Annotated in this window: 27 protein-coding genes; 18 read left to right on the forward strand and 9 right to left on the reverse strand. The window is 67.5% G+C overall.

Annotated features, from left to right (window positions below; genetic code table 11):
• Positions 1-46: 46 nt before the first annotated feature.
• Positions 47-1,036 carry a DUF5937 family protein gene (locus tag ACGFNP_RS11460; protein WP_393317377.1) on the forward strand — a complete coding sequence of 330 codons (990 nt, stop codon included), beginning with the start codon at positions 47-49 and terminating at the stop codon, positions 1,034-1,036.
• Between the two features lie 465 nt (positions 1,037-1,501).
• Here ACGFNP_RS11460 and ACGFNP_RS11465 read toward each other — a convergent pair whose 3' ends face one another.
• Positions 1,502-2,395, reverse strand: a complete 894-nt coding sequence (locus tag ACGFNP_RS11465) for a helix-turn-helix transcriptional regulator (protein ID WP_393317380.1) — start codon at positions 2,393-2,395, stop codon at positions 1,502-1,504.
• A 228-nt stretch (positions 2,396-2,623) separates the two neighbouring features.
• Here ACGFNP_RS11465 and ACGFNP_RS11470 point away from each other — a divergent pair, with 228 nt between their 5' ends.
• The 3 genes from ACGFNP_RS11470 (at position 2,624) to ACGFNP_RS11480 (ending at position 4,800) form a co-directional block, all read left to right on the forward strand.
• Positions 2,624-2,950, forward strand: a complete 327-nt coding sequence (locus tag ACGFNP_RS11470; RefSeq protein ID WP_358342263.1) for a carboxymuconolactone decarboxylase family protein — start codon at positions 2,624-2,626, stop codon at positions 2,948-2,950.
• A gap of 260 nt (positions 2,951-3,210) precedes the next feature.
• Positions 3,211-4,182 carry an aldo/keto reductase gene (locus ACGFNP_RS11475; RefSeq protein ID WP_393317383.1) on the forward strand — a complete coding sequence of 324 codons (972 nt, stop codon included), beginning with the start codon at positions 3,211-3,213 and terminating at the stop codon, positions 4,180-4,182.
• Between the two features lie 111 nt (positions 4,183-4,293).
• Positions 4,294-4,800: a topology modulation protein gene (locus tag ACGFNP_RS11480; protein WP_393317386.1), complete on the forward strand. Its 507-nt coding sequence runs from the start codon at positions 4,294-4,296 to the stop codon at positions 4,798-4,800.
• Positions 4,801-4,998: 198 nt separating this feature from the next.
• Here ACGFNP_RS11480 and ACGFNP_RS11485 read toward each other — a convergent pair whose 3' ends face one another.
• The 3 genes from ACGFNP_RS11485 to ACGFNP_RS11495 all read right to left on the reverse strand — a co-directional run bounded on the left by ACGFNP_RS11485 (position 4,999) and on the right by ACGFNP_RS11495 (position 8,001).
• Positions 4,999-5,964 carry a VWA domain-containing protein gene (locus ACGFNP_RS11485; protein ID WP_393317389.1) on the reverse strand — a complete coding sequence of 322 codons (966 nt, stop codon included), beginning with the start codon at positions 5,962-5,964 and terminating at the stop codon, positions 4,999-5,001.
• A gap of 230 nt (positions 5,965-6,194) precedes the next feature.
• Positions 6,195-7,667: a CHAT domain-containing protein gene (locus ACGFNP_RS11490; RefSeq protein WP_393317392.1), complete on the reverse strand. Its 1,473-nt coding sequence runs from the start codon at positions 7,665-7,667 to the stop codon at positions 6,195-6,197.
• Positions 7,660-8,001 carry a CU044_2847 family protein gene (locus ACGFNP_RS11495; RefSeq protein WP_393317395.1) on the reverse strand — a complete coding sequence of 114 codons (342 nt, stop codon included), beginning with the start codon at positions 7,999-8,001 and terminating at the stop codon, positions 7,660-7,662. Before ACGFNP_RS11495 ends, ACGFNP_RS11490 begins: the two co-directional genes overlap by 8 nt.
• 875 nt (positions 8,002-8,876) lie before the next feature.
• On the opposite strand from ACGFNP_RS11495, the gene ACGFNP_RS11500 reads away from it, so the two are divergent.
• The 10 genes from ACGFNP_RS11500 to ACGFNP_RS11545 all read left to right on the forward strand — a co-directional run bounded on the left by ACGFNP_RS11500 (position 8,877) and on the right by ACGFNP_RS11545 (position 16,610).
• Positions 8,877-9,902 carry a LacI family DNA-binding transcriptional regulator gene (locus tag ACGFNP_RS11500; protein WP_358338935.1) on the forward strand — a complete coding sequence of 342 codons (1,026 nt, stop codon included), beginning with the start codon at positions 8,877-8,879 and terminating at the stop codon, positions 9,900-9,902.
• The gene (locus ACGFNP_RS11505; protein ID WP_358338937.1) at positions 9,895-10,776 is read left to right on the forward strand and encodes a ribokinase; all 882 of its coding nucleotides are present in this window, start codon (positions 9,895-9,897) and stop codon (positions 10,774-10,776) included. The genes ACGFNP_RS11500 and ACGFNP_RS11505 overlap by 8 nt, the downstream gene beginning before the upstream one ends.
• Entirely contained in the window at positions 10,766-11,137 is a 372-nt protein-coding gene (locus tag ACGFNP_RS11510) for an RbsD/FucU domain-containing protein (protein WP_219534534.1), read from the forward strand. Before ACGFNP_RS11505 ends, ACGFNP_RS11510 begins: the two co-directional genes overlap by 11 nt.
• A gap of 14 nt (positions 11,138-11,151) precedes the next feature.
• Entirely contained in the window at positions 11,152-12,123 is a 972-nt protein-coding gene (locus ACGFNP_RS11515; protein ID WP_393317400.1) for a sugar ABC transporter substrate-binding protein, read from the forward strand.
• Complete coding sequence (locus ACGFNP_RS11520; RefSeq protein ID WP_393317403.1) at positions 12,120-13,607, forward strand: sugar ABC transporter ATP-binding protein; 1,488 nt, start codon at positions 12,120-12,122, stop codon at positions 13,605-13,607. Before ACGFNP_RS11515 ends, ACGFNP_RS11520 begins: the two co-directional genes overlap by 4 nt.
• The gene (locus tag ACGFNP_RS11525) at positions 13,604-14,602 is read left to right on the forward strand and encodes an ABC transporter permease (protein ID WP_393317406.1); all 999 of its coding nucleotides are present in this window, start codon (positions 13,604-13,606) and stop codon (positions 14,600-14,602) included. The genes ACGFNP_RS11520 and ACGFNP_RS11525 overlap by 4 nt, the downstream gene beginning before the upstream one ends.
• Before the next feature lie 436 nt (positions 14,603-15,038).
• Positions 15,039-15,419: a hypothetical protein gene (locus ACGFNP_RS11530; protein ID WP_393317409.1), complete on the forward strand. Its 381-nt coding sequence runs from the start codon at positions 15,039-15,041 to the stop codon at positions 15,417-15,419.
• Positions 15,377-15,922 carry a TetR family transcriptional regulator gene (locus ACGFNP_RS11535; protein WP_358338951.1) on the forward strand — a complete coding sequence of 182 codons (546 nt, stop codon included), beginning with the start codon at positions 15,377-15,379 and terminating at the stop codon, positions 15,920-15,922. The genes ACGFNP_RS11530 and ACGFNP_RS11535 overlap by 43 nt, the downstream gene beginning before the upstream one ends.
• Entirely contained in the window at positions 15,922-16,284 is a 363-nt protein-coding gene (locus ACGFNP_RS11540; protein ID WP_393317412.1) for a DMT family transporter, read from the forward strand. Before ACGFNP_RS11535 ends, ACGFNP_RS11540 begins: the two co-directional genes overlap by 1 nt.
• A complete protein-coding gene (locus ACGFNP_RS11545) occupies positions 16,284-16,610 on the forward strand; it encodes a DMT family transporter (protein ID WP_393317415.1) in 327 nt (108 codons plus the stop codon). The genes ACGFNP_RS11540 and ACGFNP_RS11545 overlap by 1 nt, the downstream gene beginning before the upstream one ends.
• Before the next feature lie 74 nt (positions 16,611-16,684).
• Here ACGFNP_RS11545 and ACGFNP_RS11550 read toward each other — a convergent pair whose 3' ends face one another.
• Positions 16,685-17,347: a hypothetical protein gene (locus tag ACGFNP_RS11550; protein ID WP_393317418.1), complete on the reverse strand. Its 663-nt coding sequence runs from the start codon at positions 17,345-17,347 to the stop codon at positions 16,685-16,687.
• 427 nt (positions 17,348-17,774) lie between these two features.
• Between ACGFNP_RS11550 and ACGFNP_RS11555 the strand changes: the two genes are divergently transcribed.
• Complete coding sequence (locus ACGFNP_RS11555) at positions 17,775-18,572, forward strand: GNAT family N-acetyltransferase (protein ID WP_393317421.1); 798 nt, start codon at positions 17,775-17,777, stop codon at positions 18,570-18,572.
• A 121-nt stretch (positions 18,573-18,693) separates the two neighbouring features.
• Positions 18,694-18,918 (forward strand): translation initiation factor IF-1, encoded by a 225-nt coding sequence (gene infA, locus ACGFNP_RS11560; RefSeq protein ID WP_393317424.1) that lies wholly within the window; start codon positions 18,694-18,696, stop codon positions 18,916-18,918.
• A gap of 246 nt (positions 18,919-19,164) precedes the next feature.
• Here infA and ACGFNP_RS11565 read toward each other — a convergent pair whose 3' ends face one another.
• Genes ACGFNP_RS11565 through ACGFNP_RS11580 form a run of 4 tightly spaced genes read right to left on the reverse strand, consistent with a single transcriptional unit; the run spans position 19,165 to position 23,710 of the window.
• Positions 19,165-20,319, reverse strand: a complete 1,155-nt coding sequence (locus tag ACGFNP_RS11565; RefSeq protein WP_393317427.1) for an alpha/beta hydrolase family protein — start codon at positions 20,317-20,319, stop codon at positions 19,165-19,167.
• 12 nt (positions 20,320-20,331) lie between these two features.
• Complete coding sequence (locus ACGFNP_RS11570) at positions 20,332-21,750, reverse strand: S41 family peptidase (RefSeq protein ID WP_393317430.1); 1,419 nt, start codon at positions 21,748-21,750, stop codon at positions 20,332-20,334.
• Positions 21,747-22,823: an ABC transporter permease gene (locus tag ACGFNP_RS11575; RefSeq protein WP_393317433.1), complete on the reverse strand. Its 1,077-nt coding sequence runs from the start codon at positions 22,821-22,823 to the stop codon at positions 21,747-21,749. Before ACGFNP_RS11575 ends, ACGFNP_RS11570 begins: the two co-directional genes overlap by 4 nt.
• Complete coding sequence (locus tag ACGFNP_RS11580; protein ID WP_393317435.1) at positions 22,820-23,710, reverse strand: ABC transporter ATP-binding protein; 891 nt, start codon at positions 23,708-23,710, stop codon at positions 22,820-22,822. Before ACGFNP_RS11580 ends, ACGFNP_RS11575 begins: the two co-directional genes overlap by 4 nt.
• 211 nt (positions 23,711-23,921) lie before the next feature.
• On the opposite strand from ACGFNP_RS11580, the gene ACGFNP_RS11585 reads away from it, so the two are divergent.
• Both ACGFNP_RS11585 and ACGFNP_RS11590 read left to right on the forward strand, forming a co-directional pair.
• A complete protein-coding gene (locus ACGFNP_RS11585; protein WP_393317437.1) occupies positions 23,922-25,298 on the forward strand; it encodes a sensor histidine kinase in 1,377 nt (458 codons plus the stop codon).
• Positions 25,295-25,978 carry a response regulator gene (locus ACGFNP_RS11590; RefSeq protein WP_393317439.1) on the forward strand — a complete coding sequence of 228 codons (684 nt, stop codon included), beginning with the start codon at positions 25,295-25,297 and terminating at the stop codon, positions 25,976-25,978. Before ACGFNP_RS11585 ends, ACGFNP_RS11590 begins: the two co-directional genes overlap by 4 nt.
• The last annotated feature ends 1 nt before the right edge of the window (position 25,979 follow it).

Consider the following 25,979-nt stretch of genomic DNA (forward strand, 5'->3'; position numbering starts at 1 on the left):
GACCGAGCGTCCACTGATTAAGCTCGGACCGAATAGTGGAGGCGGGATGAAGGCGCGGCTGACCTTTTCGGTGAACGATCTGGCCGAGACCCGGTGCGCTGTCTCGCCCATGTGGGAAGTCGTCACCAGCTTCAGAGCGCTGGCCGCTGCCGCGGTGCCGGGCCCGCACCGCGGCTGGGCCGACCAGGTACGCCTGCGGCTCGCAGCCGCGAGTCTCGATCGCGGTTGGCTGGCCGACATGATTCCGCCTGTCGGCCACCTCCCCGACTTTCTCAACCCGACACCGGCGACCGCATCCCCCGACCTCTCCGACGAGTTGGCCGCCATCGCGGCCACCGACCCTGAGCAGGTACGGCGGGATCTCGACTGCTTGGCCGCCGAGCGTGAAGGCCGGTTGTCCCCTCGGCTGCGGGGCCTTCACCGGACCCCTTGGACCTACCTACCTCGGATCGTCGCGGAGATCGAGGTCTACTGGCGGCTTGCGCTAGCGCCCTACTGGGCCAGGATCCGATCAGTGCTGGAGGCGGACGTCTTTCACCGGGGCCGCCAGGTGGCCGAGCAGGGTACGGCCCAGGCTCTCAACGAGCTGCACCACACGGTGCGTTGGGCCAACGGCAGCCTCCACCTGGTACAGCGGCACTGCGCCATCACCAGGATCGAGACCGGAGCGGGGCTGCTCCTGGTGCCGTCGGTCTTCGCTTGGCCGCGGGTGCTGACCCGGTTCGTCGGGTCGGAACCACCTCAGCTGGCCTACCCGGCACGCGGGATCGGCACGTTGTGGGAGCGCCGGACACATGCGCACATGGAAGCCCTCGCCGCCGTGATCGGCCGATCCCGGGCGCTGATCCTGGCCGAACTGGACTCACCCGCCTCGACCACCGAACTCGCCCAACGGTCGGGCCTTTCCGCGGCGGGCGTGTCCCAGCACCTCACCGCACTGCGGGCCGCCGGCCTGACCAGCACGCACCGCGCGGGCCGCTCGGTGCTCTACGCCCGCACCGGCCTCGCCGATGCTCTGCTCACCGCACAGAAGTGAAAGCCTGCTCGAAGCGACGTTGATCGAGTGCGCGGCCTGTATGCCGGCCATGTACAGCAACAGGGCGGACAGCACCGCATCACGGCGTACACTCGCCCAGCGCCGCCAGCCGTCTATGTTGCGGCTGGCTCCCGTGAAGACAAGCGTCGGGGTTGTACTCCCAGGTCCAGGCGTCACTCACCGACGACCTCTCGGCGCGCGGATGTCGTGATCTCGTTGATTTCGGCCAAGGCTGAGTCCAACTTGACTCTGTCGGTCGTGGTGGTGACCTCCGTCTCCAATGCGTGCTGGCGGGCCGCTCGGGCGGGATAGCGCTGAATCGCCACAAACTCCCCCCATTGCTGCAAGAAATTCTGCAGAGGTGCCACGGTGCTCTGCCGCGCCGCCTGCTCTGTCGCCTGGTCGAGGTGGTCGACAAACTGGCTGAGGTTCCGGAACGCCTATGTGATCGGACTGTCGGGCAGGCTATGCGCTGTGTTCGTTGCTGGTGGGGGCGGGCGGGTTCGTTTCGTTGTGATCGAGGGTGGCGTACCAGGAAGCCAGGACTTTGAGGGCGTCGTGGTCGGGGGTGCCGGGTTCGGCGCTGAGGGCGGTGAGGGTGAGGCCGGGATCGTTGGGTACGGGCAGGGCTTCGAAGGCGAGGGTGAGGTCGCCGATGGCGGGGTGGTGGAAGCGTTTGATGCCGGTGTGGTGCAGGCGCACGTTGTGTGCGGCCCACAGCGTGCGGAATGGTTCGCTTCGGGTAGACAGCTCGCCGATCAGGTCGCTGAGGTTGCGGTTGTAGGGGTCCTGTCCGGCTTCGGTGCGCAGCAGTGCCGCGGCTGCGGCGCGCTGGGCGTCCAGTTCGGTCATGTACTCGGCGGCGCCGGGGTTGAGGAACTGGTAGCGGGCGAGGTTCACCGGCCGGGCGGGGGCCTCGAAGAGGGGCCAGTACAGGGCCTTGCCGAGGCGGTTGGTGGCCAAGATGTCGAGGCGGCCGTTGCGGATGAAGGCGGGTGCGTCGGTCATCGCGTCCAGCAGCTGTTGTAGGGCGGCCCGGATGGGTTGGGCGGCGCGACGGCGTGTGGGCCGTCGCGTGGTGCTGGCGGTGTGCGCCAGGTCCAGGAGATGGGCGCGCTCGGATTCGTCAAGCTGCAGGGCGCGGGTGAGAGAGTCCAGGACAGCCTCCGAGGCGCCGGAGAGGTTGCCACGCTCCATGCGCGCGTAGTACTCGGCGCTGACCCCGGCGAGCATCGCGACCTCCTCGCGCCGCAGTCCGTTGACACGCCGGTGCCCCGAGGCGGGCAGGCCGGCCTGCTGCGGCGTGATCTTGGCGCGGCGGCTGGTGAGGAACTCGCGGACCTCGCTGCGGTTGTCCATGTGTTCGAGGCTACGACGATCCCGCCGAACAAGGGGTGTACTGCCAGTACACGTATCAGCGGGTCCTTCCGCACGCGCCTGACCTGCCGTTTGATCGATATCAGGCCAGCACTGGGCCGCCCGTCCGCTCCAGCGGCGCACACCGCGGTTCGGGACGGAATGGAAGCCGATGCCCGTTTCCCGTCGCTGCGGGGACGTGCCGGGCATCGGCGCGGAAAGGAGCCGTCGATGTCGGAGAACAAGAAGCCCGAGGGCCCTCGGCAGCAGTTCGGTGATATCGCGCCGGCGCTGGCCGGTTACAGCGAGGACGTGCTGTTCGGGCAAGTGTGGGAGAACCGGGACCTGTCTCCACGAGACCGCAGCCTGATCACAGTGGCCAGCCTCATCACCAGCGGCAGCACCGAACAGCTCGCCTTCCACCTCGGCAGGGCGCGCGAGAACGGGGTCAGCGACAAGGAGCTGATCGAGACGGTCACACACCTGGCGTTCTACGCCGGATGGCCCAAGGCCATGTCCGCACTCACCGTTGCCAGGAGCGTTCTGACCGATTCTTGAACTGCCCCGTGCCCCGAGGAGGTGCCGCCGCCACCGTGTGGCTGTGCAGTCCCGGTGCCAGCTTCGTCATCGGCGTCGCCCTGCCCGTCGACGGTGGCTTTATCGCCCACTGAGTCCCCAAGGCTCCGAGGCGTGCGCAGCCCCGGTTCCGCATAGACCGAGCGACGCCAACATGCCGGGAACCATCTGCGGGCGACTCGTCACGTCCCCGAATGCCCATCGCAGCGCAGCCCGCCCATGAACCTGTAAGGAGCGTCATCATGGAGTACGTCCGTCTCGGTACCACTGGCCTGAGGGTGAGCCGGCTGGCTCTCGGCTGCATGAGCTACGGCGACCCCACCATCCCGAGAGCCCATCCCTGGGCGCTGACCGAGGACAAGGCCGCGCCGTTCTTCCGCCAAGCCGTCGAGCTGGGCATCACCTTCTGGGACACCGCCAACGTCTATCAGGCCGGCACCTCCGAGGAGATCGTCGGTCGCGCCATCACCGAGTACTCCCGGCGCCAGGACATCGTGCTCGCCACCAAGGTTCGCGGCAAGATGCACGACGGCCCCGGCGGTGAGGGCTTGTCGCGCAAGGCCATCCTCGAACAGGTCGACGCGTCCCTGGCCCGGCTGGGCACCGACTACATCGACCTGTACCAGATCCACCGCTTCGACGACGAGACGCCGGTCGAGGAGACGATGGAGGCGCTGCACGACGTCGTCAAGGCCGGCAAGGTCCGCTACATCGGCGCCTCCTCGATGTACGCCTGGCAGTTCGCGAAGCTCCAGCACGCCGCCGACCTCGGCGGATGGACCCGCTTCGTGTCCATGCAGAACCAGTACAACCTCCTGCGCCGGCAGGATGAGCCGGAACTGATGGCCATGTGCGGCGACATGGGCGTAGGCCTGGTGCCCTACTCGCCGAACGGGAAGGGCCGCCTCGCCCGCCCCACCGGCGAGCAGAGCACCCGCTCCCGTACCGACCACGTCGTGCAGTCCTTCGACAGTCCGTACGACGAGCCTGTCATCAACGCCGTGCAGCAGGTCGCGGAAACCCGCGGCGTGACCATGGCCCAGGTCGCTCTCGCCTGGGTGCTGCGTAACCCGCTGGTCTCCGCGCCCATCGTCGGAGCCACCCAACACCATCACCTTAAGCAAGCCGTGGACGCGCTCAACCTTCACCTCTCGGACGAGGAAGCGGCCACCGTGGAGGAGCCCTACACCAACATCGGGCCGTCTTGGTTCTAACACCGCCCAGGGCTGGACTCTCACGCTCAAGCTGGTGAACAAGCTGGGCAGGCTGTTCACTCCGCCGGCCGAGCCCGTCCCTGCCGGATCCGGTCGTGGAGCGCCATGCAGATGAACCGAGTCGCCATCGTCGGGTCATGTGGGAGCGGCAAGTCTCATGTGGCCCGCGAACTCGGCCGGCTGCTGGATGCACCGGTCACCCATCTGGACGCGGTCTACTTCGACGACGAGTGGAACCCGCTCCCCCCGGAGAAGTTCGAGGCCGCCCAGCAAGAGCTGGTCGCGGCCCCGCGCTGGGTCATCGACGGCAACTACAACTCCTCGCTGCACGTCCGGCTCCAGGCGTGCGACACCGTGGTGATGATGGATGTGCCCACCTGGGCCGCCCTGTGGGGGATCTTCTCCCGCCAGCTCCGGCATGGAGCCGGCCAGCACACCTCCGGCGTCTACAACCGCATCCACTGGGGCGTGCTCACCTATGTGGCCACCTACCGGAGACGCATGCGGCCCAAAGTGCTGGCAAAGATCAACGAGCTGGCCGCAGGCAAGCGCGTGGTCTTCCTCACCGGCCGCGCCAAAACGCGCCGCTGGCTGGAGCAGGTAGCCGTCAACCGCTGACCTGCGCGGACGTGTCCACGGCGCATCGGCTGCTCGGGTGGTCTCCGGCCACGGACCTGCTCACCGATATGACCGCGCAACTCGAATGGCTCACCGCCAATCGCAGCCGTTCACCCATTGCGGTAAAGACGGTCTGAGCAATGCTCGTCTGCCGCCGCCTCACGCCGTAGACGACGCGAAAAGAAAGGTCCATTGTTGTCACCGGGCAGGGCGGGCCCAGGCCAGTTTGATCGGAGCCAGCAGCGCCAGCGCGGCCAGCGCGAAGGTGGGGAGCAGGGCCCAGCGCAGCACCTGGTAGCCCACCTCCTGCTGTTTGGTCATGGTGCCGAGCGAGGAGCCGATGCTTTCGTACACCTCATCCAGCGAGTTGGCCGTCCGGGCGTTGTAGGCGCGTCCGGCGGTGCCTTCGGCCAGGGTGCGCAATGTTTCCTCGTTGGGTGGGACGTCAAGGCGGTGGCCGTCGATCTCGACGGTGCCGTCGGGCGTGCCGAAGGCGATGGTGGAGACCGGCACTCTGGCCGCGGCGGCGGCCTTGGTCGCATCGGGCACGACGCGGCCGGAGGTGTTGTCGCCGTCGGACAGCAGCACGATGGCCGCCGGCGGTGGATCGCTCGCGGCGTGCTGGTCGAAGGAGCGGATCGCGTCCAGACCGGAGAAGACCGCTTCGCTGATGGCGGTTCCGGGAGCGGGCTTCAGCGCGTCGATCGCCCGGATGACCGCCGTGTGGTCGAGGGTCGGCGCCACCACCACCGCCGCGGATCGGGCGAAGGAGATCAGGGCGACGTTGAACCGCTCGGGCAGGCTCGTGATGAACATCTTGGCCGAGCTCTTGGCGGCCTCCAACCGGGACGGCGGAATGTCGGTGGCGATCATCGACAGGGACACGTCGATGGCCACGATGATCGTGGCCCGCTCGCGGGGAACCTGAACGGAGGCGGCCGGGCGCGCCGCGGCCAGGATGAGCAGAGCCATCAGCACGACGAACACGGCCGCCGCGATATGCCGTGACCAGCCAGGACGGCAGGGCGCGATCAGATCGAGCAACCTCGGGTCGGTGAAGCGCGCCATCTGCCGGGGCCGCCTGAACTGGACGGCGATGTAGCCCGCCACGACGACAGCCAGGATCGCGAACGACCACAGCCAGCCAGCGGCCAGAAAGGCCATGCGCCCTCCCCATAACCCATCGGCAGGGGGGACAGGGCCAAGTCTAGTTCTCCTCCTTCTCCCACTTTCGTACGCCCTGATTCGGCTCGCAGGCAGGACTGTCAAGCATCAAGCGAGGCAGGACACGGCATCGTAGGGGGTACCGGGTCTCAGGACCAGCGCCCTCAGGTGCGCCGGACCAACGTACGCAAAGAACTGCACGCGACCGCCGCCTGCCTATCTTCCTATGGTCATGCCTCTTTATCCGACCAAGACAGGCTTTGGCCATCGATCACAAGGGATTGGACAATATATCGCATCCTCTTTGACGTGAGAGTCAGCTCCGCAGCCAATCTTCGACCGGCATCGGTTAGCACGAACGTATGGTCGCCATTCAGGTCGTTCATGGATTTTTTTAAGATGCGACCATCGACCTCAAGACTGTCCGACCAGCCCCACCGAGCCACAATGATGTGTGACTCGCTCGTCAACGCTACGTTGATGATCGTAGCCCATACCATGGAGCTTCGCTTCTCTGTGGATACGGTGGCACGCCAAAGGCTCTCTGCCGATGGTGCTTTGCGAGGTGGGACATCAGGTATCCGCGTTGGAGTGGAAGATACGTCGAACACCTGACCGTCGGCTGCGCGAAGATACAAAACAGGCGTTGCCCATTCCACGGGATTTGGAATTGCGTAGATAGCTCTTCGAGCATGGGCGATGCATGTATCAATGGGATCGCCAACGGCGAGCATCTCATAGAAAACCTTGGAGAAGGCAATCGCGGCGCGGTCGCTGATCTCGAACTGCATGGCCACTACCGCTGGAATACGTTGTTGTACGAGCGTCTGGGCCACTCCTGCCAGAGGGTCGACATGACCTGTGCGAGCGCCTTCACATGCGTTGAGGATGGCAAGGCGGAGAGAGCCGTGGTCATGGAGGAGGGCGGCTAGCTGAGCTGCTCCTACCGGCAGGCCACGGTGATTGTCATCTTCGAAGAGAAGCTCACCGTAGCCGACCTGCGGGCTGAACCGGCCATGTCCAATGAAATGGAGAATATGGTAGTCGCGGTGGCGTAGCTGAGCATCCAAGCGGCTAAGGGTTGGCGGCTCAAGACGATCAATTTCGACGTAGCCTGACTCCACTACACCGCTCAATGCCTCCTCAAGATTTGTCCACTCTCGTTCTACATCGAGTTCGTCGAAGTCGGGTTCGTTCGGATTGGAGATGACCACGAGCATCCTGAGTGGCCCGGTGACCGAAAGAACACGACTAGGATCGGGAAGCTCCAAAAATCGCACCATGGGGGTTCTGGTTGACAAGCAGATGAAGCGGCGTCGCTCGGGGTCGTACAGATACTCCCAAGGGAGATCGGCAAGTTCCGGACAACCTGACAAGCGTATTCTGATTCGCAACCCGGACTGCTCTTCTTCGGTGCTCTGCAGGCTCATGAGGAGGTGCGCTTGGACCTGCTCTTGGAAAACTGCAGAGTAGAGGCTGCCGCCAAATTCGATTGCGGCTGCGTTTGATGAAGGCGGAGCCCCGCGCATTCCGCGGCGACGTCCTATTTTGAGTAACAGTATCTCTAGCTGTTCATCGGTGAAGGGAAGTTGAAAAATACGTGTGGCGCCCTGGCCGCTGGGTGAGTCCAACACTCTGGCGCGGTAGGAGCTGCCATGTCGTTCGATGAGGATGTCGAAATTCTTGTAAGTATTCTTATTCATTGCCCTGTTTGGATCGATGCCAAGTCAACGAGATCTTGAAATTGGCCGAACCGCTCGTCTTCGCGATGAAGGCGCCGGCCTCCGCGCTCAGTCCTAGTCCGAACTCGACGTTGATCTCATCAGGCGCGTCCGAGAGGAGTCGGAGTCGATTGATCACGGCTTGGGCGGCTGGGCGTATACGTTCGACGGCTTGCTCGAAACTGCGGTCAGCCTCTTGGGCTGTGGGGCGTGAGCCCCATCCGCGTCTTGCCGCACCATCGGATGCGGGCAGGTCATGGACTTCCACCAGTAGCGTCTCTCCACCGTCTGACTGAAACTCGACGAGTCGCTCCATCATTGGCCTCCAAGGATCCTTGATAGCACTTGGAGTCGGCATCCGATAGTGAATAGGTCACAGAAGTGCGACGATTGCCGTGGTTCGAATAAAGATCACGGGCGGGGGATGAATCCTGCGCAATTATGCTCGCGCCGTAATCCATTGAGCGTCAATGCCCTATCTCCAGCAGAGGCGATATATGTGCCGCCGACGCCCCCTCTATCTGCCGAACAGCCAGGCGAGTATTTGTCGTTATTGCGTACTATAAATCGATATGCGAGATTGTTCGCTAACATCGCCGTCGAATCGGGATAGCGATGATGTCTGAGAGGCCCCAGCGCATGGTTCTTGCGGGCAGCCAGGGACGCGTATTGTCCGGTGACGCCGACCAACTGGCGGATCACGTGCGGGTTGCCGGCCGCGTTGACCCCGAAGATCTTGGCACGGCCGCGTCGATCCGCCGGCGTCCGTAGCGTGGTGGTCTTGCCGGCGCCGTTCGGGCCGATGGCGTCGAAGATTATACCGGGTCGTACCTCCAGATCGATCCCGTCGACGGCGCGGTGCTCGCCGAACGTTGCGCGCGTACGGCCAGATCGAGCCTTAAGAGGCCATCGGCGTATCGGACGGGCGCCAGTACGGTGAGCAGGCGACCATGGAGCCCCGCGCCCATCGCGCAGCCCCGAAACCGCCTGACCTGCACAGGCTCCGCGCGCTGCCGTACGGAACAGGATGCACTGTGCGACATCGGCAGGCCGGCGCACAACCTCAGCCCGCTGGTCGTGATCGTCCTGAAACCTTGCGATAACACCTTCATAACGTCCCATCTACTCGTGTTGCTACTGCGGAATCCCTAGCCGAATACTGCTGCAACACGAGTAGATGGGATTTGCGTAGTGGTCACACGCCGCGATGTGGCGCGGCTGGCCGGCACCTCAGACGCCGTCGTCAGCTACGTGCTCAACAACGGGCCGAGAAATGTCGCGCCGCACACCCGCGAACGGGTGCTGCGCGCGATCGACGAGCTCGGCTATCGGCCGAACGCCGTCGCACGCTCGTTGCGCACCAGCCGTACGCACACGATCGGGCTTGTCGTCCCCGACAACGCCAACCCCTTCTTCGCCGAGCTGGCCCGCGAGATCGAGGACGTCGCCTTCGAGCACGGCCTGACGCTGTTGCTCGGCAACGCGATGGACGACGACGATCGTGAGGCCGCCTACGTGCGGACCCTGATCGACCGCCAGGTGGACGGGTTGATCCTGATTCCTGCCCACGGCCCGCACGCCTGGCGGTCCCAGCTCGCCGCTTCCAAGGTGCCGTGCATCGTGCTCGACCGCGAGCTCGACGACACCCCGGCAAGCCACCTGCTTCTCGACAACGAGGGCGGCGCGTACGAGGCGACCGGCCACCTGCTCGCGCACGGGCAGCGGCGTATCGGTTGCGTGGCGGGGCCGAAGAACATCCATCCGACCGTCGACCGTGTCGCCGGCTGGTCGCGGGCGCTGACCGAAGCCGGTCTCGACCCGGCCTCGATGCCGCTGGTCAACGGTCCGTTCGGGCGGCGGCAGGGCTACCTCGGCGGCCACGAGCTCCTGTCACAGGAGGACCGGCCCACCGCGCTCTTCGTGACCAGCGACGAGCAGGCGATCGGCGTCGTGCGCGCCGCGGCCGAGCTGGGGCTGAGTGTGCCGGGCGACGTCGCGCTGTGCTCGTTCGACGGCATCGCCGCCTCCTCTTACACCGTGCCCGCGCTCACCACCATGCGCCAGCCGATCGAGGTACTGGGCAGGCGCGCAGTGGAGCTGCTGGTGGCACAGATCGGTGACTCATCAGGCGGCGAGCGTGTCGTCCTGTCCGCCACGCTGATCAGGCGCGGCTCGTGTGGCTGCCCTGACCCGGTCGGCGGGGTCGACGATGCGTGAGCTGGAGCTGGTCGTCGTCGGCAGTCTCAACATGGATCTCACGGTCCCGGTGACGCGCCTGCCCGGCCGGGGCGAGACGGTCGCGGGCGCCGCCGCGGTGCGGGCCGCCGGAGGCAAGGGCGCCAACCAGGCGGTGGCCGCCGCCCGGCTGGGCGCGCGGGTTCGCCTGGTGGGCCAGGTCGGCGACGACGCACTGGGCGGCGAGCTGCTCGCCGCCGTGGCGCGTGAGGGCGTGGACGTCTCAGGCGTACGGCAGGTGCCCGCCGCCACTGGGCTGGCGATGATCGTCGTCGAGGACGGCGGCGAGAACATGATCACTGTCGCCAGCGGCGCCAACGGTCTGCTCCGCCTCACCGACCTCGACCTCACCGGCGCCGACGCGCTCCTGCTACAGCTGGAGATCCCGGTGGCCGCCTGCCTCGCCGCCGCCCGGCAGGCCAGAGCCCACGGCGTGCCGGTGATCCTCAACGCCGCGCCGTACACGCAGGGTCTTGAAGAGCTGCTCACCCAGGTGGACCTACTGATCGTCAACGAGGGAGAGGCCGCCGCCCTGTGCGGCGGCACCGACCCCGCGGCGCTGCTCGCGCTCGGGCCGTGCGCCGCGGTGGTGACGCTGGGCGAGCACGGGGCGCGCGGCCAGGACGCCTCCGGCGTCTGCCAGGTGCCCGCATTCCCGGTGCATGCGGTGGACGCGGTCGGCGCGGGGGACACCTTCTGCGCGCAACTCGCGCTCGCCCACGCGGCCGGCTTGCCTCTCGCCCAGGCTGTACGGCTGGCCTGCGCGGCCGGCGCGCTGGCCACCACCGGCCACGGGGCACAGACCGCCATGCCCACCGGCGACCAAGTGGAAAGGCTGCTCGCCCGTGCGTCATGACGGCCTCTGGCATCCCCGCCTGCTGCACATCCTGTCTGCGGCGGGACACACCGACCTCATCGTGGTGGCCGACCCCGGCCTGCCCGTTCCGCCCGGCGTCGAGACGGTCGACCTCGTCTGGCGCAGGGGCGAGCCTGCCTTCCTGCCCGTACTGGAAGCGGTGCTCGGCGAGCTCGTCGTCGAGACCGCCTACGTCGCCGAGGAGTCGCCGCCCGGCTTCCTCGACGGCGTACTGACAAGAACCGAACGCATTCCTCACACCCGTCTCAAAGAGCTCACCGGCCGGGCCCGCGCAGTCGTGCGGACCGGCGAGGCGACGCCGTACGCGAACGTCGTCCTCCAAGCGGGCGTTCCCTTCTGAAGGAGAAACACCACATGAACAAGAAGATCGTCGTCGTGGCCGGTCTGGCACTCGCGCTGACCGCCTGCGGCAAGGAGGGCGGCACCACCGCCGCCGCGCCCGCCGCCGCCCCCAAGCCTGGTGAGAAGCCGAGCGTCTGCCTGGTGATGAAGTCGCTGGCCAACGAGTTCTTCCAGCAGATGCAGAAGGGCGCCGAGGAGCACGCCGCCAAGCGCGGCGACCTCACGCTCAGCGTGGTCGGCATCCAGAACGAGACCGACATCGACAACCAGGTCGCCGCCGTCGAGAAGTGCGTCACCCAGCAGGCCAAGGCGGTCGTGATCGCCCCCGCCGACTCGCGCGCGCTGATCGCGCCGATCAAGCGCGCCGTCGACGCGGGCGTGAAGGTCGTCAACATCGACGTTCAGCTCGACGAGGGCGCGATGAAGGCCGCCGGCATCGGCGACAAGGTGCCCTTCGTCGGCCCCGACAACCGCGAGGGTGCCAAGCAGTCGGGCATGGAGCTGGCCAAGGCCCTCGGCAAGGGCGCCGAGGTCGTCATCCTGGAGGGCAACCCAGGCGCGGCCAACGCCGCCCAGCGCAAGGCCGGGTTCGAGGACGCGATCAAGGCGGGCGGGCTCAAGCTCGTCGACTCCAAGACCGCGCACTGGGAGACCGACGAGGCGCACACCGTCTTCGGCAACATGCTCACCGGGCACCCGAACATCAAGGGCGTGCTGGCCGGCAACGACAACATGGCGCTCGGTGCGCTGAAGGCGATCGAGGAGCAGGGCAAGAAGGATCAGATCAAGGTCGCCGCGTTCGACAACATCCCGGCCATCGCCCAGTACGTCAAGGACGGCACCGTCGTGTCCACCCTGGACCAGTACGGGGCGCAGCAGGCCTCCAACGGCATCGACTACGCCATGAAGATGATCGCCGGCGAGAACTTCAGCGGCTGGCAGAAGACCGAGATCAAGCTCATCACCAAGGACAACGTCGGATGATGACCGTCACCGGCCTCATCAAGCGCTTTCCCGGTGTGATGGCGCTCGACGGGGTCGACCTTGACATCCGCGCGGGCGAGATCCACGCCCTCGTGGGAGAGAACGGCGCGGGCAAGTCCACGCTGGTCAAGGCTCTGGCCGGGATCCACGCGCCGGACGGCGGCACGATGACCTTCGACGGCGCGCCGTACACTCCCGCCAGCGCGGCCGACGGTCTGGCCGCCGGGATCTCGGTGGTCCACCAGGAGCTGGCGCTGCTGCCGTACCTCACCGTGGCGGAGAACCTGTTCCTGCGCGCGCTGCCGCGCACGGCGGGCGTCGTCGACAGGAAGCGGCTGCGCGCGGACGCCACGCGGCTGTTGACGGAGATCGGTCTGGAGGTCTCGCCCGACACCCTGGTCGAGCGGCTCGGCATCGCACAGATGCAGCTGGTGGAGATCGCGAAGGCGATCTCCACCAGCTGCAAACTGCTGATCATGGATGAGCCGACCGCCACACTCACCTCGCGCGAGGCGGGACGCCTGTTCGGCATCCTGCGGGCGTTGCGCGAGCGCGGCGTGGCCATCGTCTACATCTCCCACCACCTGCAGGAGGTGCTGGAGCTGGCCGACCGGGTCACCGTGCTGCGCAACGGGCGCAGCATCGAGACCCGCGAGATGGCCGGCGTGACCGCGCCCGACCTGGTCAGGTTGATGGTGGGGCGCGACCTGGCGCAGGAGTTCCCGGCCAAGCCACCGACGGAGCTGGGCGAGGTGGCGCTGAAGGTGCACGATCTCAAGGTCGCGGGCTTCGAAGGGCCGCTCTCCTTCTCGGTACGGCGCGGCGAGGTCGTGGGCCTCGCCGGGCTGGTCGGCTCCGGTCGTACCGAGGCGATGCGCGCGATCTTCGGCGCCGACCCCGCCTTGTCCGAAAATATCGAGCTTTACGGCAAGAAAGTGCACATCAGGCACCCCCAGGACGCGGTACGGCACGGCATCAGCCTGCTCACCGAGGACCGCAAGTCGCAGGGCCTGGTCCTCGACCTGCCGATCAGCGCCAACGTCACGCTCGCCAAGCTGCGCGGATTCCTGGTGCGCTTCGGCCAGGAACGCTCGCTCGCCGAGGACCTCGGGCGGCGCCTGCACCTGCGTTCCGCGGGCGTCGACCAGCATGTGCGCACCCTGTCGGGCGGTAACCAGCAGAAGGTCGTGCTGGCCAAGTGGCTCAACGCCGGATCCGACATCCTGATCGTGGACGAGCCCACCCGCGGCATCGACGTCGGCGCCAAGTACGAGATCCACGAGCTGCTGCTCGGCCTGGCCGCAGAAGGCAAGGCCCTGCTCGTCGTCTCCTCGGACCTGCCGGAGCTGATGGGCATCTGCGACCGCGTCCTGGTCTTCTCCCGCGGCAAGATCGTCGGCGAGGTCGCCCGGGCGGACTTCGACGCCGAGCACATCCTCACGATGGCCTACTCGGGCTACCTCAAGAACGGTGAAACACAGTGATCAAAAGGCTCGTGCTCGGCGAGGCCGGCATCGGCGTCGCCCTGGTGCTGCTCGCGGGCTTCTTCGTCATCGCCGCGCCGAACTTCGCGACCGAGCAGAACCTACGCAACATCATGACCCAGATCACGCTGAACACCGTGCTCGCCGTGGGCATGACGTTCGTGATCCTGGTCGGCGGCATCGACCTGTCGGTCGGCTCGGCGATGGCGCTGTGCGCGGTCGTGTCGGGCACCATGATGGCCGGATCCGGCTCCGCCATGACGCTGGTCGGCGCGATCTTGGTGAGCGTGCTCGTCGGCGGCGTGGTCGGCTGGGTCAACGGGTTCGTGTCAGAACAGTGGCGGGTGCCGTCATTCATCGTCACCCTGGCCATGCTCAACATCGCGCGCGGCGGCGCCGAACGGTATACCGACGCGGCCACCATCTACAACCTGCCCGCCGCGCTCAACGAGTTCGGGACCCTAACGCTCATGGGCATCCCCGCGGTGTTCTGGGTGGCGCTGCTGCTGGCAGGGGCCGGCTGGTTCGTGCTGTCGCGCACCGTCTTCGGGCGGCTGATCTACGCCACCGGCAACAACGAGGAAGCCGTCCGCCTGTCCGGCCACAAGACCTCCCGCATCAAGATCGCCGCCTTCATGATCGCCGGATTCGCTGTGGGCATCGCGGCCATCCTGTACATGGCCAGGCTCAACATCGCCAGCCCTATCCTGGGCCAGGGCTACGAGCTCAACGCGATCGCCGCCGTGGTCATCGGCGGAGCCAGCCTGCTGGGCGGGCGCGGCTCCATGGTCGGTACGTTCCTCGGGGCATGTCTGCTCGGCGTGCTCACCAACGGGCTGCTGCTCATGGGCGTCTCCGACTTCGAACGGCAGATCATCACCGGGCTGGTGATCCTGGTCGCCGTGGTGCTGGACGCGTACCGGCTGCGGCTGGCCCGCAAGCTGGCCGTCACCCAGCCCGCGCAGGCACTCACACCGGCGACGGTCCCCTCCTGACCATCGACCAACTCGGCGGACGGGTAGTGAGGGACTCGGAAAGGCGAAGGCCAGGTCGAAGGCCGCCTGAACAGGGCAGAGGGTGCAGCTCTCTTGCAGGTTGACGCGGATGCTGCACAGCAACGCCGCCTAACGGATCAGGAAGGTTGGGGTTTCGAGTACCTCCGGCCGCACACAGCATCAAGGCCCGTTACCAGGGAAAACCTGGAACGGGCCTTTGTGTTTGTCGGGACAATCTCGGGATCTTGCTAACGCTGCTGCAAACAAGGGGCGCTCACTCGGCGATCGCCTGGGTGAAGATGTCCGCCGCCGAGGCTTCCGCTGCGCGGATCACGTGGGCATAGACCCGCAGAGTGGCGGGACAGTCAGGCCTGTACTGCACGTTCAGCCATGTTTCCGTATACCGCGACGCCTCCTTGGCTGGAAGGTTGTCTTCGTGAGACGGCTATGGAGCATCGTCGCCACGCTCAGTACGGCATTGAGTGCAGTCGCCTGCACCGACCGGCCTGCTCCGTCCGTCGAGGTTGCTCAGACTTCATCGTGCTCCTCTGGCAACGTGTGCTACGCGGCTGTCGGCAAGGACCCGGCCATCGTCGTCTATCGAGGAGAGTTCTACTCCACGCTGATGCCGTTGACGGCGCGCCTGGAGTGGGTGGAAGGCGATTCGTGCCTGGTCGTCAAGAGAAATGGCAACACGGAGAACCTGTTCTCGACAGAGTACTCGCGGCTCCGCATAGCTTGCCTACTTTACCAACCGGAAGGTAAAGTAACGGCATGGCAAGAGCTGGAAAGCAACGCATCATCGACGGCGCGCTAGAGCTGCTCCGGGCGCAGGGGGGCGGCTCGATCACCCTGGATGGGGCCGCCAAGCAGGTCGGGCTGACCAAGCCGGGGTTGATGTACCACTTCCCGACCAAGGAGGCGCTGATGCTGGCGGTGGTCGACCATGTCGCCGCCCGCTGGGAGCATTTGCTGCTCGACCGCCTGGACAAGCCGCTGGCGGCCGCGTCGGCCACCGAGCGCATCCGTGCCTACGCGCAGGTCTCGCTGACCGAACGCCACGACCAGGCCGAGTTCGCGATCTACTTCGATGCGATGTACCGCGACGCGTTTACCGACGCCTGGGTGCGGCGGCTGCAACCCTGGCTGATCCTGCCCGACGACCTTTCGCCGGCCACCCGTGCCCGGCTCACCATGGTTCGGCTGGCGGCCGACGGCTACTGGATCGCCGCCGCCACCGGCGTGTTCGCCCCGGCCGAGCCAGACCGGGTGCTGCTGGCGACTGCTATCGACAAGCTTCTGGAAGACGAGACCGACTGATGAACAAGTGGCTGCTGCTCGCCGCGGCGATCCTCCTGGAAGTCACCGCCACCCTGTCGCTGCGCGCGGCCGTTGACCATCCCGGCTGGTACGCGCTCGTCGCGGCCGGTTATATCAGCGCTTTCGTCGCCCTGACCTACGTGCTACGGCTCGGCGTCGGTGTCGGCGTCGCCTACGGCATCTGGGCCGCCGCCGGCGTCGCCCTGACCGCCATCCTCGCCACCATCATCTTCGGCGACCCGTTGACCGGGGTCATGGCTCTCGGCATCGGCCTGGTCATCGGCGGCGTGCTCTGCGTCGAGATCGGGTCCCAGGCCGCCCACGCCAAGCAGGCCGCTCACACACAGGAAGGGCACATCTGATGGTCTGGCTCGCTCTCGTCGGCGCCATCCTGTCCGAGACGGCCGGCACCCTGGCGCTGCGCATGGCCTCGCAGCCCGGCGGCTCCAGGAAGTGGTTCATCGGTGTCGGCGCCGGCTACCTCACCGCGTTCACCATGCTCACCATCACCCTCAACGGCGGAATCGCCCTCGGCGTCGCCTATGGCATCTGGGCCGCCGCCGGCGTCGCCCTGACCGCCATCTGCTCCCGTATCCTGTTCGGCGAACCGCTCACCAAGGTCATGATGCTGGGCATCGCCTTGATCATCGGTGGCGTGATGGCCGTCGAACTCGGCGCTCAGCACTAACAGGGCTGACTCGATCCGCTCACCATGACACCCCATAGCCCGCGGTCCGGCGGCAGATCCGGACGCTTGTCGGTCTATCGATGATGTCGCCAGGCTGCGGCGCACACCTCTATCCAGGCCGCGAGGTCAGGCACGTCATCGATCGTGAGTAACGAGTACGGCGGGGAGCCGGCCAATGGCGCGACAGCTGTGAACGCGTGGTCCGGTGCGAAGAGAAGTAGCCGACCGTCGTGCCGATGTGCCAGCGTCAGATTCCCGTTGGCCTCTATGGCGACGGCGTAGTACTCATCGGGGCTGATGGAAACTTCCAGGCCGACGTCTTCCCAGAGCCACGCATAGTCGGTGAGTACATTTGCGATGCCTACGCGCGTCGCATCAACTGTGAGCACCTCGTTCTGGTTGTTCCACCAGGTGGCGGGCTCACGGAACCTTTCGACGATCCCGCCGCAGAGCTTCCAGAAGCTCTTGTGGGTCTGGGGGACGGAATCACCGTCCACATCGTGAGGCGGGTGGCAGAGCCATCCCCGTCGATCGTCCGGTGATCCCCATGCCAGCAACTCATAGGCATTGCTTCCGACGGAGACAGGCGTGAGGGTCGTCGATTGGAGCAGAGCAGACAGTTCAGGCAAGTCGTCGATCGATCCGCGGGTCCACGGCTGTGCCTCGCCCACTACAGCGCTATCTCCGGGTTGGAGGAACCATGAAACCTCGTGGAGGAACTGCTCCCAGTCGCTCATTGCACTGATGGTGGCAGAGTCGCCTTCGTCCATCGGTCAGGGGGCCGAGCGTCCGCTCATCGGTAGAGGCGGCTGTCCTCCCCGGTAGGAACGACGCCACTCGGCCGGCTTGGCGCGCTGCATGATGCACCAACCGTGCACACACCATGATCGACAGGTGCTGCGAAAGTGGCCGACGACGCGGTTCGGGCGGCACACATCGCGGCAGATGAGCGCGTTGGCGGCCCGCCTGGTTGGCCGGCGGAAAATGATTGGGCGGGACGACGTTCGGGCTGATAGCGTCCGCTACACCGTGACAGGCCGCGAGGAGGTGAGACCCATGAACGCTGTATCGATGTGGGTGCTCCCCCTCGTCATCACGGTCGGGCGATTGACGTAGGCGTCGCCGGGAGCGCCTCGACAAGGCACTCCCGAAAGGCAACAACCTATGGACTCTGGGCATTTCACTCCGGGCACGGGCGAGCATGCCGTAGCCATCACGCGGGTCGCGGAGAGGCAGTGGCACGCTGTGGCGGACGACCGGGTGGTCGGCCGCGGCGATTCTTCGCGCAGACCCGACGGGCGGATCTTCCTCAGCATCGACGCGTGGCACTGCGCGGCCTTCGACCAACTCGCCGATGCCATGCTGGCAGATCTGCCGAAGCCACTGCACACGCTGGTCGACGAGGCCGACCTCGACTTGACGTCCCACTGGGAGCGAGTCGGCTTCACGACCCGACGCCGCGAGTGGGAGTACCTCGTGCCCACCGACCCGCGGGTCACGGGACTCGGCTCAGTGCTGCCGCCGCCGGGCGTGACGATAGTCGCCGTCGGCGAGGCGGAGGAGGGTCCTCTGCGCAAGCTGGACCGCGTGATTCGCGACGAGGTCGAGGCCACCGTCGGATGGCAGGAGATGCCGGCTGAGGTGCTGCCTCGCCCGGACGGCGTCACCCTGCTGGACCCGTCGAAGTACGCGGTGGCGGCACAGTGCGGGGAATATGTGGGACTGGTCCGGTTGGCGCCGGTGACCCGGCAGCCACGGATCGGGCTGATCGCAGTCCGGTCCGACCACCACCGCCGCGGTATCGCTCAGGCGCTGCTCGCCCACGTGCTGGGTTCGCTGCACCGCTGCGGGATCGAAACGGCGTCCGCCGAGGTGAACGAATCCAACGGGGCGGCCACGGCGTTGTTCGAGGGCGTCGGCGCCCGGCGTACGAGCAGCAACCTGGAGTTGGTGCTCCGCTGACGCCCCACCGCCTCACCGCGCGAGGGGGCCGGCCTGATGCAGCGCGTCGATCACGGTTGCGTCAACGGAATCCGTCTCCTCATCGACCTCACAAGTCACCGACCGGAGAAGTGCGAGAATTATGACCAGAACAGCAGACGGCATCGAAGTCGAGGGCACCGTCGTCGAGTGCCTGCGCAACGCCACCTTCAGGGTGGAGCTTGCGAACGGGCACAAGGTGCTGGCGCACATCAGCGGGAAGATACGGAAGCACTACATCAAGATCTTGCCGTATGACCGGGTGCTCGTGGAGCTCAGCCCGTACGACCTCACCCGCGGCCGGATCATCTTCCGATACAGGACGTAGCGGCAGGCTGGGACGCGCCCTGAAGGCTCTCCCATCTGGACCGGAAATGCCCTCCAGGATGACGACTCGGCTCGGTTCTTCGTCCGGGTAGGCACGTCACCGGCCTGACGCGCCAGCGGGATCGAGCGTCCGGCTTCCAGCCGGTCGCCGATCCCGCTGGCGCATCGCGTCTTTGGTCACCTGCCCAGGCTCGCCGCCGTGCACCCGGCCAGGCAGGCATCCGACGGCTTCAGGGGTCGCCGGGCCTCAGGAGTGAGCACAGGTCGCGGGGCAGAACTTGGCCTCGGGGTAGCGCGATGACGGCTTGTCCAGGAGGGGCTGCCGCTGCGACTTCAGGTGCTGGTCGAGGAAGGCCGCCACGTAGGTGCGGGTGAGCTCGGCGCCGCGCGCCGCGCCCAGGACGCCGGGGAGGGGTTTGATGCCGAGGGCGTCCGAAAGCAGCGGGGTGTCGGTGAAGGACTGGTGTTCCGCTCCTGTCAGCACGATCCAGCGCTTCCATCCGGTGAGCAGCTTCCAGTCGCGGTCCCACGTAGGCATGGGGCCTCCGGAGACGTGCTCCGCCGAACCCAGGAACATGAACGGCCGAGAGAACCCGCTCTTGGGGATCCGGGCGTAGGCGGTGCCGTCCATGTCGATCCCGGCCCGCACTCGGGGGTCTTCGAGCATGGTCGCCATAGCGCTGGATCCGCCGATCGACTGGCCGACCATCGCGATGCGGGAGCGGTCGATCCGGTCGGAACCGGCCCACTTCGCCGGCAGCTGGTCGAGCACGAACGAGACGTCGGCCGCCCGGCCCTGGACGAGCCCGGCGCCGAAGCCGGGATCGGAGTTGCTGTCACAGGCGAGGCATTCGGCGACCCGCCCATCGGGGAAGGTCGTGGCGTAGCTCTCGTAGGTGTGGTCGATCCCGGCCACGACGTACCCTCGGCTGGCCAGGTCCTCGGCCAAGGACGTGAGGGTGCTCATCGGCTTGGTGAAGCCGGGGGAGAGCACCACCAGCGGCAACGTCTTCCCTGCGGGTTTGGCGTCTTTGATGGCGTTCGTGCGGGTCTTGCTCAGCGTGTCGGACGGCGCGCTCGCAATCCCGGAGCCTTTCAGGAGGAGTTCCGATTCCTTGGGTGTCATGTACGGCGCCTGCTGCCCGTCCCGTTGCTCGGTCGGATACCAGAGGGTGACCTTGAGCTCCCTGGCGTCGACGTCGAGGTTCCAGGGATCGGGGCGGGAGGTGTCCTTCAGATACAGGGCGGTGGTGCCGACCGGGTGGGCGCCGGAGGGGGCGGGCAGGGTGGCAGGCCCGGCGGGCGCGGCGGACACGGCGTCGGATCGGGGCGGCGCGGGTGTGGAGCAGGCGGACGCGGCGAGGACGGCCAGTCCCGCGGCGACGGCCAGGAGCAGTCTCATGGAGAGGTCCGTTCACTTGTGCAGCAAGGTCAGGGCCTTGGCCAGGGCGGGGTCGCGTCCGGCGGCCGCGTCCTTGGGGGTCAGGGGTACGTAGTGGTCGGGCGGCACGCCGATCCGGTCGATCACCTCGCGGTTGGGCCCCAGGTGATGCCTGGCCGGGAAGCCCAGCGCGGTGTTGTTACGCAGCAGGTACGACTGCGCGGGCCCGGAGATGACGCCGGCGGTTCTGGTGCCGACCAGCTGGCCCAGGCGCAGGTCCTTGACCGCGGAGCTGAAGTGCTCGCAGGCCGAGGCGCAGCTGCGGTCGGTGAGCACCATCAGGGGCAGGCCGAGCAGCTCGACGGTGTCGTCGGTCCGTGAAGTCTCGCACTTGCCGTCCACGGTGCACTGGTAGGCGGTGACCTTGCCGTGGCCGAACGCGCTCAGCAGCCGGATCGCCTCCGTGGGGCTGCCGCCGCCGTTGCCGCGCAGGTCCAGCACGACGCCGGACAACGTCCGGCCTTTCCGCAGCCTGGAGATCGCCCGCAGGGCCCGGTCCGCGGAGTCGGGCACGAATCCGGTCAGCCGTACGTAGGCGACATCGTCGTCCAGCAGCTTCGACTGCACCACTTGCAGGGCGGCCAGATCCCGCTGAAAGAGGCCGGGCTTGAGCGTCACGCTCCAGCGGCGGCCGGCGCTCTGCCGCAGGAGCCGCAGCCGGACCGGACGCGCTTCCGGATATTGCGGGTAGAGGGCGGCGATCGCGGGAGTGGCCTTCCCATCGATGAAGGGCGCCGATCCGTTGATCGATTCGATGATGTCACCCGCGCGCAGTCCGGCGGCCTGCGCCGCGCCACCCAGCACGGCGGTGACGAACAGCGGAGCGAGTGCGACGCCGAGGTTGCCGTCCGCCTGCGAAGCGTCCACGTTCGCCTGCAGACCCAGGCCGTAGCCGTCACCGTCGTAGTAGTCGGGCGGCCGCTTGGCGTCGTGCGTCCAGCCGGCATGGTTGTCGCCGAGGCCGGCCACCATCGCCTCAAGGGTGACGACGGCCAGCTTGTCACGCAGGTCCGGCACCTGATCGGTGACCTTCCGATAGACCCCCTCGAAGGCGGCCCAGTCGGCTTTGCGGTCGCCGGTCAGCGCGGGCATGCCGGCCCCCGGCAGGTCGCGTCCGTTGCGGTTGACCTCCTGGGTCAGGGCGACGAATCCGGCGGTCAGCAGTGAGCGGGCGTCCAGGGTGGCGCCGCTGTAGTAGTTGCCGAGGATGCAGAAGTACGCCTGCTCGATCACGTCGATCGTGGTGGGAGTCTCCGCCCCGGGCGCTCCCTGGGGCGGCGCGCAGACCGTACTGCCCGCCGTGCTCGCCTCGCCGCGCGGTGGCGCCGGTGCCGTGCAGGCCGCCGCCAGGAGCAGGGCGAGCCCGGCGGCCGCGATCCTGACGACGGTCATGACAAGCCTCTCCGTACCCGCCAGAAGCAGAGCCAGATGAGGCCGAGGGTGAGCAGGGCGTAGATCCCGGTCTCGATCCACTGGAAGGGCCAGAAGCTCTCGATGGGCTGGTACGTCGCCTGCTGCCGATAGCCGAGCCGGTTGATCTCCGCTGTGCACGCGTCCGTGCCCTGTCCCCTTGATGGTGCGCAGGGTCCCGACGTCGTGGAGATCGGGATGGACCGCGCGATCGTCGACGACGGCCCCGAGGCTCCATCGCCGCCGGCGACGGTACGTCCGGACGGATCGACCAGGACGCTGGACAGGACCCAGGCGCCCGCGTGGCCGGGAACGGCCGACGTGCTCAGGAAGACCTGCATGGCTCCGCCTTGCTGCCCTTGCGGCACGATGCCGTTCACGTTCGTCCGGCCGAGCTCGAAGGTCGACGTGACCGGGGGCATCAGGTGGGGACGGACCAGCAGCGGCATGGCGAGCTGGATCGCGGTGAAAGCGACCAGGGTGAGTGCCATGGCGGGCAGTGTGCGGCGCACCAGCACGCCCATGGTCACGCCCAGGACGAAGGCGAAGGCCGCGTACCCCATCGGGGCGATGCCGCGCGCGCTGAACACCAGGGGAGCCATCCGGGCCATTTCCGGAACCGCTGACTTGTCCAGGGGGTCGGACCACCAGGTCACCGCAAGGCCGCACAGACCGGCGGCGGCCGTGGCGGCCAGGCCGGTGAGCCCGAGCTTGACCGCCAGCCAGCGGCCGCGGGTGATGCTCTGGTTCCACACCAGCAGATGCGTGCCCGACTCCAGCTCGCGGGTGATCAGCGGAGCTCCCCAGAAGAGCCCGACCAGCGCCGGCAGGATCAGTACGACGAGGGTGAGGGCGAGGAAGGGGAGCTGGTACTCGTCGAAGAAGCGGTCGAAGAAGTCGTCGCAGGTGTTGTCCGGGGTGCAGCCGGCGATCCCCGCAGCGTAGCGGGAGGCCAGATCCGGGCCGGTCAGGGCCAGCACGGCGGTGAGAACCACGAGTACGGCGGCCGTCATCGCGGCCGAGCCGCGGAACTGCCGCCAGGTCAGCCAGGTCATCGCCGCACCTCCAGGGCGACTCGCCGGTTCTCGGCGGTGCGCCTGTCCATGTAGGCCAGGACGAGGTCCTCCAGGCTGAGCCGGCTGACCGTCCAGGCGGGGTCGTGGATCGGGGCGTCGGTACGGACCACGTACGTGCTCTGCCGGTCGGTGTGGCTGGCGGAGACCACATGCTGGTCGTCGGGGAGCCGGTCGGGATCGCGGCGCGGGCCGGTGAGCCGGTGATGGGTGGCCAGCAGCTGGTCGGTCTTCCCGGCGATCTGGACGCGGGAGTCGACGAGCACGATCAGGTAGTCGCAGACCCGTTCCAGGTCGGAGACCAGGTGGGAGGAGAGCACCACGCTCAGCTTGTGCTCGACGGCGGCCTCCATCAGCCCCTGCACGAACTCGTGACGGGCCAGCGGGTCGAGTGCGGCCGCGGGTTCGTCCAGGATCAGCAGCTCGGGCCGCTTGGCCAGGCCGAGGGTGAGGGCGAGCTGGGCGCGCTGGCCGCCCGACAGCTTGCCCGCCCGATGCGCGGGGACGAGGCCGAGCCGCGCGATGCGTTCCCGCGCCATGCCGTCGTCCCAGCGGGGGTTGAGCCGAGCTCCCAGCCGCAGGTGTTCGGCAACGGTCAGGCCCGCGTAGACGGGGGTCTCCTGGGCGACGAACCCGACCTTGGCCAACTGCGCGGACGTGCCGCCTGGCCGGCCGCCGAGCACGGTGATGCCGCCCGCGGTCGGTTCGAGCTGGCCGCTGGCCAGCTTCAGCAGCGTGGACTTGCCGGCTCCGTTGGGACCCACCAACCCCACGACGTGGCCCGCCGGGATGTCGATGGTGCACTCGCGCAGCGCCCAGCGTCTGCCGTACTTCTTGCCCAGTGCCTGGGCCTGCAGGACAGAAGTCACGCTATGTCCTCCTGAAAAGGTGGTCATGAACAGTGCCGGGAACGAAACTAGGTACTGCTCATGTGGGTGCGCTTCGGCCGTCAAACCGAGATCACGTACCGCCTGAGAACGAGGGGCCGCCGGCTCATCCCTGCGATCTAGTCCCGAAGAGCGGGAACTCCCGTCATGGCGACCGATGTGGGACGAACGGGGCAGGCGTGACAATGTGCCGGTGGAAATCGGTGAACGACGGTCGTGGTGGCGGCAGGTGCTCGACCTGTACAGCCGGCTGAACGAGGACTACTCAGATCAGCGCGGCGTCCGGGACACGCCGGGGCGGAGCAGCGGCGGACCCCCAAGGCTGTCTCGCGGAGCACTCGCCGTCGACGTGGTGATCGCGATCGTCCTGACGGTCATCGCGGTGACTCTATGGGCGAAAGATCCAGCGATCGGCTCTACCGCGCATCAGCCCGAAGCGATCGAGTACTTGCGGCTGCGACCTGGTCCTCCGGCCGGCCACGCACTACCTCCCGGCGCATCCCTACCGCTTGCCCGGCTTCCGTCCCACGACCCGCCCGTGTTCCTCGTGGCGCTGACGGCGTTGCCGCTGGCGGCGCGGCGCCGGTACCCGCTCATCGCCTTCTGGGTGGTGCTGGCAGCGGCCCGGGCCACCCAAGCGGATGCGACCTGGATCACCGTACTGACCTGCGCTGTCGCCGCGTACGGCGCCGCCGCCCACAGCCGTCACCGAATCCCGGCGATGGGTGGCCTCGTGCTCGCCGCCGGGCTCGCCGGTAGTGCCGGGTTCGGGGACATCACGCCTGCCTTGCCGGGCTGGATGGGGCCGTTCGTCGTCCTGCTGAGCGTCGGCGTCATCGGGAGTTTCGTCCGTTTCTGGCGGCGGCAGCTTGGAGCCAGCCGGCACCGGCTCACCGAGCTGCAGCAGGCGCAGGCGGACGCCATGCGCAGGGCTGTCACCGAGGAGCGGTCCCGGATCGCCGCCGAGCTCCACGATGTGGTGACCCACAATGTCAATGTGATGGTGATCCAGGCCGGTGCGGCCCGCAGCGTGATGGACGTGGAGCCGGAACAGTCGAAGCAGGCTCTGCTCGCGATCGAGTCCGGCGGCCGGGCCGCCATGGCCGAATTGCGCCATGTCATGGGCCTGCTCGCCGGCCCGGGCGGCGAACGCCTCGACGGGCCATCCGACGGGCTCGAACCCCAACCCGGGCTCGAACAGCTCGACGGCCTGGTGGAACGAGTCCGCGCCGCCGGAGTGCCGGTGCGCGTCGCGGTGTCGCCGCCCGGGCCTTTGCCCCCCGGGATCGACCTCGCCGCCTACCGGGTCGTACAGGAAGCCCTCACCAATACGATCAAGCACGCGCCCGGAGCCGCCGCGTCCGTGACGATCGGCCATCACGGCGACTGGCTGGAGATCGAGGTGAGCGACACCGGCGGGACACGAAGCGCCGGGCCGCGTACCGGTGACGGCAGGGGGTTGATCGGGTTGCGCGAGCGGCTCGCGGTCTACGGCGGGACCCTGGACGCCGGACGGACGCCCGGGGGCGGATTCCGGATCAAGGCCCGCGTCCCGTGGCGGACCGTATGACCGAGCGGTTGCGCGCCGTCATCGCCGACGACCAGGCACTGGTACGCACGGGATTCCGCATGATCCTCACCGCCAACGGCATCGAAGTGGCGGCCGAGGCCGTCGACGGGGCCGAAGCGGTCGCCGCGGTCCGCCGTACCAGGCCCGACGTCGTGCTCATGGACATCCGGATGCCGCAGATGGACGGCCTCGAAGCCACCCGGCGGATCCTCGCGGGCGGTGCCGAGGACACCCGCGTGCTGATCCTGACCACCTACGACCTCGACCACTACGTGTACGCCGCGCTCGCCGCGGGGGCGAGCGGGTTCCTGCTCAAGGACGTCTCACCCGAACACCTGGTGGCCGCGGTACGTCTGGTGCGCTCCGGCGACGCCCTGCTCGCGCCCACCATCACCCGCCGCCTGGTCGAGCGTTTCGCCCGCCGCGACGACGCGAAGCCCACCCTCCACCGCGATCTGCACCAGCTGACGCCCCGGGAACTGGATGTGCTGCGCCTGCTCGCCACCGGCCTGAGCAACGCCGAACTCGCCAACCAGCTGACCCTCAGCGTGGCCACGGTGAAGACCCACGTCGCCAGCATCCTGTCCAAGCTCGACCTGCGCGACCGTGTCCAAGCCGTGGTGGTCGCCTACGAGACCGGCCTGATCTCGCCCGGCGGCCCCGGCCCCGCCGACAGCTGAG

Source organism: Nonomuraea sp. NPDC049269 (assembly GCF_043197155.1).
GTDB lineage: Bacteria > Actinomycetota > Actinomycetes > Streptosporangiales > Streptosporangiaceae > Nonomuraea.

What these genes read in the sequence shown, in the direction of transcription:
- ACGFNP_RS11460 (WP_393317377.1), top strand. Translation starts at nt 47, where the DNA reads ATGAAGGCGCGGCTGACCTTTTCGGTGAACGATCTGGCCGAGACCCGG.
- ACGFNP_RS11465 (WP_393317380.1), bottom strand. Translation starts at nt 2,395, where the DNA reads ATGGACAACCGCAGCGAGGTCCGCGAGTTCCTCACCAGCCGCCGCGCC.
- ACGFNP_RS11470 (WP_358342263.1), top strand. Translation starts at nt 2,624, where the DNA reads ATGTCGGAGAACAAGAAGCCCGAGGGCCCTCGGCAGCAGTTCGGTGAT.
- ACGFNP_RS11475 (WP_393317383.1), top strand. Translation starts at nt 3,211, where the DNA reads ATGGAGTACGTCCGTCTCGGTACCACTGGCCTGAGGGTGAGCCGGCTG.
- ACGFNP_RS11480 (WP_393317386.1), top strand. Translation starts at nt 4,294, where the DNA reads ATGAACCGAGTCGCCATCGTCGGGTCATGTGGGAGCGGCAAGTCTCAT.
- ACGFNP_RS11485 (WP_393317389.1), bottom strand. Translation starts at nt 5,964, where the DNA reads ATGGCCTTTCTGGCCGCTGGCTGGCTGTGGTCGTTCGCGATCCTGGCT.
- ACGFNP_RS11490 (WP_393317392.1), bottom strand. Translation starts at nt 7,667, where the DNA reads ATGAATAAGAATACTTACAAGAATTTCGACATCCTCATCGAACGACAT.
- ACGFNP_RS11495 (WP_393317395.1), bottom strand. Translation starts at nt 8,001, where the DNA reads ATGGAGCGACTCGTCGAGTTTCAGTCAGACGGTGGAGAGACGCTACTG.
- ACGFNP_RS11505 (WP_358338937.1), top strand. Translation starts at nt 9,895, where the DNA reads ATGCGTGAGCTGGAGCTGGTCGTCGTCGGCAGTCTCAACATGGATCTC.
- ACGFNP_RS11515 (WP_393317400.1), top strand. Translation starts at nt 11,152, where the DNA reads ATGAACAAGAAGATCGTCGTCGTGGCCGGTCTGGCACTCGCGCTGACC.
- ACGFNP_RS11520 (WP_393317403.1), top strand. Translation starts at nt 12,120, where the DNA reads ATGATGACCGTCACCGGCCTCATCAAGCGCTTTCCCGGTGTGATGGCG.
- ACGFNP_RS11535 (WP_358338951.1), top strand. Translation starts at nt 15,377, where the DNA reads ATGGCAAGAGCTGGAAAGCAACGCATCATCGACGGCGCGCTAGAGCTG.
- ACGFNP_RS11540 (WP_393317412.1), top strand. Translation starts at nt 15,922, where the DNA reads ATGAACAAGTGGCTGCTGCTCGCCGCGGCGATCCTCCTGGAAGTCACC.
- ACGFNP_RS11545 (WP_393317415.1), top strand. Translation starts at nt 16,284, where the DNA reads ATGGTCTGGCTCGCTCTCGTCGGCGCCATCCTGTCCGAGACGGCCGGC.
- ACGFNP_RS11550 (WP_393317418.1), bottom strand. Translation starts at nt 17,347, where the DNA reads ATGAGCGACTGGGAGCAGTTCCTCCACGAGGTTTCATGGTTCCTCCAA.
- ACGFNP_RS11555 (WP_393317421.1), top strand. Translation starts at nt 17,775, where the DNA reads ATGGACTCTGGGCATTTCACTCCGGGCACGGGCGAGCATGCCGTAGCC.
- infA (WP_393317424.1), top strand. Translation starts at nt 18,694, where the DNA reads ATGACCAGAACAGCAGACGGCATCGAAGTCGAGGGCACCGTCGTCGAG.
- ACGFNP_RS11565 (WP_393317427.1), bottom strand. Translation starts at nt 20,319, where the DNA reads ATGAGACTGCTCCTGGCCGTCGCCGCGGGACTGGCCGTCCTCGCCGCG.
- ACGFNP_RS11570 (WP_393317430.1), bottom strand. Translation starts at nt 21,750, where the DNA reads ATGACCGTCGTCAGGATCGCGGCCGCCGGGCTCGCCCTGCTCCTGGCG.
- ACGFNP_RS11575 (WP_393317433.1), bottom strand. Translation starts at nt 22,823, where the DNA reads ATGACCTGGCTGACCTGGCGGCAGTTCCGCGGCTCGGCCGCGATGACG.
- ACGFNP_RS11590 (WP_393317439.1), top strand. Translation starts at nt 25,295, where the DNA reads ATGACCGAGCGGTTGCGCGCCGTCATCGCCGACGACCAGGCACTGGTA.